This window comes from Moorena sp. SIO1F2, from assembly GCF_010672755.1.
Taxonomy (GTDB): Bacteria; Cyanobacteriota; Cyanobacteriia; order Cyanobacteriales; family Coleofasciculaceae; genus Moorena.
The window spans coordinates 1-6,312 of record NZ_JAAHFV010000355.1; the positions used below are offsets into that span (position 1 = coordinate 1).

4 protein-coding genes are annotated in these 6,312 nt (G+C 45.2%); 1 reads left to right on the plus strand and 3 read right to left on the minus strand.

Annotation, left to right across the window (positions count from 1 at the left end; genetic code table 11):
• Nucleotides 1-472: 472 nt before the first annotated feature.
• Together F6J94_RS27990 and F6J94_RS27995 are read right to left on the minus strand one after the other, a co-directional pair.
• The gene (locus F6J94_RS27990; protein WP_293020376.1) at nucleotides 473-817 is read right to left on the minus strand and encodes a hypothetical protein; all 345 of its coding nucleotides are present in this window, start codon (nucleotides 815-817) and stop codon (nucleotides 473-475) included.
• Between the two features lie 566 nt (nucleotides 818-1,383).
• Nucleotides 1,384-2,568 (minus strand): NAD(P)H-quinone oxidoreductase subunit H, encoded by a 1,185-nt coding sequence (locus F6J94_RS27995; RefSeq protein ID WP_293046385.1) that lies wholly within the window; start codon nucleotides 2,566-2,568, stop codon nucleotides 1,384-1,386.
• 294 nt (nucleotides 2,569-2,862) lie between these two features.
• Here F6J94_RS27995 and F6J94_RS28000 point away from each other — a divergent pair, with 294 nt between their 5' ends.
• Nucleotides 2,863-4,593: a sensor histidine kinase gene (locus F6J94_RS28000; protein WP_367142283.1), complete on the plus strand. Its 1,731-nt coding sequence runs from the start codon at nucleotides 2,863-2,865 to the stop codon at nucleotides 4,591-4,593.
• Between the two features lie 19 nt (nucleotides 4,594-4,612).
• Here F6J94_RS28000 and F6J94_RS28005 read toward each other — a convergent pair whose 3' ends face one another.
• The gene (locus F6J94_RS28005; protein WP_293046390.1) at nucleotides 4,613-6,049 is read right to left on the minus strand and encodes a DICT sensory domain-containing protein; all 1,437 of its coding nucleotides are present in this window, start codon (nucleotides 6,047-6,049) and stop codon (nucleotides 4,613-4,615) included.
• Between the last annotated feature and the right edge of the window lie 263 nt (nucleotides 6,050-6,312).

The window sequence follows — 6,312 nt, forward strand, 5'->3', positions numbered from 1 at the left end:
CGCTCCCACTGATCATCTCGCAAGGCATACCGACGCATTACTTCCTCCTTAGTTGAGTTTTCCTGACTCCCCTCAGTTCTATAGCTGCACTGACTGGTTGTCAATTCTCTAACTGACGACATGCCCTAGTTTACTCTTCTTAACATTTTGCCCAGAGGCTTAGACAGGGTGATGGGGTGATCGGCGTTGGGGGAAGAATATTACAACCGGTTTTTGTTCACAAATTAATTAGGATTGCGATGCTCTGAAAGAGCCGCTACGCGAACGCAGCAATAACTAAGCTCAAGCTTGGCTACTGGTAGCGCATAATGTAGCGCTCAGTATTATCAGAAAAGTATTCCCGAAAGCGTTTTTAGAAGGGATAGCGGTCTTGCTGTGATTAACTTTACAGGTTTTACTTTATCAAAGATAATTTTGACGGAGCCTGTGGCTTACGGGAAACGTCACCATTTTGACTATTTTATTTAACAGTTCACGAGCCTCTAATAATCGATTTTCTAGCCCAGTCTTTAGTATTCTCAAGGTAAGTCACCAGCATTTTCCATTCCCTAGCTTCTTTTGTCAAATCCTTAACATTGCTTAGGTAGACTAGAGTAATGCGGCGCTCTTCGTTATCAGAACAAAGCTCTAAAATCGTTTTGTATAGCTTTTGCCAATGGTCTAACCAGTTATCTTCAGTGGGATCAAAAATTGCCTCGAACAAATTACTCCATAATAACTCAATAGTTTTAATAGTTTTGAGATTTTCCTCGGTAGGCTTATCCCAGCCTACATGGCGCTGACGTAATACTTTAATAGGTGGGGGATTTTCACTCATAGACAGCAATTTACTCTTCAGTCTTTGGAGCTACATTCCTAGAATTCCGTGACATACTCCCACACTGAACCTGTAAGGTCAGTATGGGCTTCTTGCCAACTCCACCCAACGGTTCGGATACTCGGCAAGCTTTATTGACGACACGGGATGCCCCTCCGCGCCGGAACAATACAAAAATTCGATTTTTCCGCTAGTTAAATAGCTGACAAACCAGCATTTTCGGCTTTGTTTATCAGTACATATATTATAGCAATTCCATACATACTCTGTGCAAAATTTATCCCACACCTATGCTGCGAATTAGGTGTGGGATGAATTTTGCCGGACAGCTAAATGCTGTCTTAACATCACAGTATTACAACAGGTGCGAGCCGTGGCGAATTTAGTTCTTAATGGTAAGAGCGCACCTAAAATCAAAAATTCCTCCTAGCTTAGCAAAGAATAGGAGGAATACTCGATTAGTTGAGAGCTTCCGTACTTGAGGCGGAGCTAATCAACGTTGCCAAAACCCGCTTACTCTAAAACCTAGAGCCATTGAGCCTATTACCTAAAAGCATTAAGCTACTTTAACGGTCTACTGACCCCATAATGATGTCAATACTACCGAGAATCGCCATAATATCGGCAACTTTGACTCCTGTGAGGATATGGGGCAGAATCTGTAAGTTATTGAAATCGGCTGGACGAATCTTCCAACGCCAAGGAAAGACATTATCATCACCAATAATGAAAATTCCTAGTTCTCCTTTACCAGACTCAAGACGGACATAGTGTTCGCCCTTGGGAATCTTGAAGGTAGGGGCAATTTTCTTGCCCATGAACTGATAATCGAAGTCGTTCCACTGGGATTTGCGGCCCTCTGCCATCCTCTTGGCTTCTAGGTTTTCGTAAGGACCACCAGGAAGTCCTTTTAAGGCTTGACGGATAATCTTAACTGACTCCCGCATTTCCCTAATCCGCACCACATACCGGGCAAAACAATCACCCCCGGTTTCCCAGTGTACTTCCCAATCGAAGTCGTCGTAGCATTCGTAGTGGTCAACTTTGCGTAAGTCCCACTTGACTCCAGAACCTCGTAGCATTGGGCCAGAAAGTCCCCAGTTAATGGCTTCATCCCGACTAATGGTACCGATACCTTCAACTCGACGGCGGAAGATAGGGTTGTTGGTGATTAACCGTTCGTACTCATCAACTTTAGGGTCAAAGTAGTCACAGAAGTCTTCGCACTTATCTATCCATCCATAGGGTAGGTCAACCGCAACTCCACCAATACGGAAGTAGTTGTTGTTAATTAACCGTTGTCCAGTGGCAGCTTCCCATAGGTCATAAATCATCTCCCTTTCCCGGAAGATATAGAAGAATGGGGTTTGGGCACCTACATCTGCTAGGAATGGTCCAAGCCACAGCAGGTGATTGGCAATCCGATTCAACTCCAGCATGATCACACGGATGTAGCTGGCACGTTTGGGTACCGGAATATCTGCTAATTTCTCTGGGGCATTGACTGTAATTGCCTCGTTGAACATCCCTGCTGCATAGTCCCATCGGCTTACGTACGGGACATACATGATGTTAGTGCGATTCTCGGCAATTTTCTCCATGCCTCGATGCAGGTAGCCAATTACCGGCTCACAATCTATCACATCCTCCCCATCCAGGGTGACAATTAAGCGGAGAACGCCGTGCATGGAGGGATGGTGGGGACCCATGTTGATCACCATGGGTTCGGTTCTGGTCTCGATCTTTGCCATATTTTGATTAATTGCCCCAACTTTTAGCTGCTAGCTGTTAGCCGCTAGCTATTAGCTTACCAAAACAGAGGCAGGAAGGTAGTCTATCTTGTTTGCCAGAAAAATTTGATATTCTTGATTAAAACTGTTAATTCCTGTTTAAGCTCCTTCTTGCCAATGCCTAGGTTAACGGGAATTGCTACGTAGAAGTTCGGTTCTACGATCCTTAAACTATCAGCAATCACATTACCATCTTTATCAAAGGAGTTGATAGTTTGAATTACTGCACTAGCTGTGCATCGGGGGTGGATTGTGGTGCCAAGGTGGTTATTACCAAGTATAAGTCAAATTTTATCCCAACAGGAATTAATTGAAAGCGATGACAAGGTTGCTGTTTCAGTAGAGCAAGCCACTGTGATTGACACTTGTTCAGTAGGTGCTAGTAGTCACAGGACAAGAGAAGGTGTTAGCCCCAAGCATCGGGCAGCAGCAGCTAAAGCTCAACGGGAATGGCAAAGTGCGATCGCTACCTTGGAACAGTTGCTGTTGCCAGGGGTTTCAGGCAACCGATCAACAACAAGCCATAATCCCGAACACTCGTCGAAGCAAGGATTAATTCTAGCTGGTCCTGCTCCAGTCTTAAGTGATCCAGAGCTACTGGCAAGTTTCGAGACTGGGATTTTTACGAACAACGCCTTTAATCCCTGGGCTTTTATGCCCTTCCAGCTACCTCCAGCTCAACCTGAGACTACTCCATTTGTAGAAAATACGACCTACAGGTTACCCCTGTTTCCAGGAGACCCCTTAGCTAACGAGCAGTTTTGTTTAGTTTTTACCAAAGACTTTAGCTTAGTCATGGTCTCTGGGGAAGACCACTTTGGCATTCCAGGCTTTCAATTCTCCTTTGATCCAGAAGATATCCAACGTGTTTGGGCATCACTGCGCCGTAGACTATTACTGAGCAGTTCTCATCATCTGAGGCAGTTGGAAGCTTTAATCGAAAAATTTGTGCCAAAGCCCCCCGATTACCGCATTGTAATGAACTTTGGTCGTGGGCTTCTGAAGAATTTACCAGAACTGCCTTCAGTAGCACTGAGCCATACTATACCGGTTACAATATCCGAGTCAACAATGGTTCAGCCAAGACAACCTCAGCATCAGAGGGATACGGTCAAAACTGGTAGTCACTCACAAAATGGGTCTTCTAGTACACCCTTTGCCAAGAAACAGAAAGGAAGCGAGCCTAACTGGCAACGATTGGTGAAAAATGAAGCGCGAGGCTTTCCTAGAATCTCTGCTGTTCACCCAAAAGAAAATTCTGAAGCTACACCTGACGTTGAGCTGCTCCGAGCTTTGACCCATGAAATCCGGACACCCCTAACTACAATTCACACCCTGACTAAACTACTGCTTAGACGTCGTGACTTGCCTCCAGAAGTCATGCGGCGTATAGAAATTATTGACCATGAGTGTAGCGAACAAATCAACCGCATGGAGTTGATTTTCCGGGCAGTAGAATTAGAAACCACAGCAGCCAAGCAAACCCCTGTTAGCCTGACCTGTATATCTCTGGCTCGGGTTTTTCACAACAGCATCCCCCGCTGGCAAAAACAAGCACAGCGGCGTAATTTAACCCTAGATGTAGTCTTACCGCAACAGTTGCCAACAGTGGTCAGCCATCCCGCCTTGTTAGATCAGGTACTAACTGGCTTGATGGAAAATTTCACCCGGTCTATTCCAACAGGGGGTCATATCCAGTTACAGGTTACACCTGCTGGAAACCAGCTGAAGTTACAATTCCAGTCTCAGATTAATCGGGAAACAATTGCTGACAACCATTGCCCGACATTGAAGTCCCTTGGTCAGCTGCTGACTTTCCAGCCAGAAACCGGTAGTATCAGTTTGAATTTGAATGTGACCAAAAATCTATTCCAGGCGTTGGGGGGTAAACTAATTGTTAAGCAACGTCCCCAACAGGGTGAGGTGATGACAGTATTTTTACCGTTAGCTGACCTGGCTAAGACACCCCTCCCTGGGATTGGTTGACCATTACCTTGAGGATTTTTTAGGTTTCAGAGGCAATTGGTAGCAAGACTTTAAATTGGGAGCCTTGCCCGAATCGACTAACTACTGAAATCGAACCACCGCCCCGTTGTAATAACTGTTGCACAATGGTTAAACCTATCCCTGCACCAAGGTCTTCCCTAGGTGTTGACCTACCCCGATAAAAACTGTCAAAAATCTTAGGTATGTCACTTTCAGCAATGCCAATACCTGTATCACTAAATATTAGCTGAACATACTTGCCCTTACGAGTTGCCTGTACTCTAACCTTACCGCCAGCGGGAGTAAACTTTAAACTGTTGTGCAATAGATTAATCACGATATGCCTCAAGCCAACCTCTGAAAACAAGACTGAGGGGAGATTGGCAGGAATGGTGTAGCCGAGCTGGATGCCTTTTTCTTGGGCAAGGGGTTGATAGGTGCTGACAATACCAGGAACAATCTCTGCTAGCTGCAACGGCCAAGTTTGATCAGTTTGGGGGTCACCCTCTAGCTGAACCAGTTCTAGTAATCCAGCCACTAAGGAATTTAAGCGATCGCATTCTTTATAAAGAAGCCCAATATAGCGTTGGCGTTGGGCGAGCTTCATGTGTGAGGCATCCAGCAGCTTCAGGGCAGTTTTCATGTTCGTTATCGGTGTTCGTAATTCCTGAGCCACTCGCTGAAGTATCTCATTACTCATATAAGGCTCGACCCTTGATAAGGAATTCTTCCCTACCACAACCGGATCAGTAACCCCTGGCAGGGATGGGGGAGATGGGTTAGTCTCCCCGATTGGCTGTGTTGCCAGGGTATCCTGAACAATTTCTTCTGTACGTTGTACTTGTTTAACCAACAACTGGGTTAGTAGTGTATGATTATAGCTTTGAGGGGCAGGTAAAAGGGTTTCCCAATGGCTGCGTTGCTTTGCTGTAGTGGTTCCAATAACTTTGCTTAACCCCTCTAAGAACTGCCGAATTACTGATTGCTCAAGGGTAAAAACAGCTAATAATGTTTGACTGAGTTCACTATCAGCTAAATTTTCTGATTCCGATAGCTCAGGCTGGCAAGCCACAATTAAACTACTATAGTTCTTACAGAGAATAAGTAAGAAATACTCTTGTTTTATTTGAGTTTCAGTCTCCAATGGTAGGGAAAACAGTTGAGAATCTCTGTTCAGGTTAACTACCTCTTCCGAGTTATCTCCTAAACAGTGGCACAGATAAATTTTTTTTGGTACATCAACTTGTTGTTGATACCGTTGTATTTCTCTGTGCCAGCCCTCACCCTGTGGCTTGACCCAAATTGTGGCTGAGATGTTTTGCTCAATTAGCAGGTCAAAGGTTGCTCTGACTAGGGATTTCAGGGTGACAGGAGTGATTGTCAGAGACTCGGGACAGGCAAGAGTTTCTAAAACCAGCTGGTAGAGAGACAATTCTGGATTAGGTGGCAGGTTCATTTAGGGTTAGAGGTGGTTTCGTTAAAGGTGGTTTGGTTAAAGCTTAAACGTTGACCTTCCATGTGATAATCTACAACCTGCCCGCTGAAATAGCTGTCAATTTGGTGACAGCTCCTACACTGACCCGTTGGGTTCAGTGTAGGCTTCCCAGCCAATCCGGGCATCCCTTAGGAGGCGCTGGGCTTTAAGAACGGACTGCCGAGAGACGAAACCTTAGATAGTGGAGCCTTTATGGTTAGTCGGCTATGCATAAAAGGGTTAAA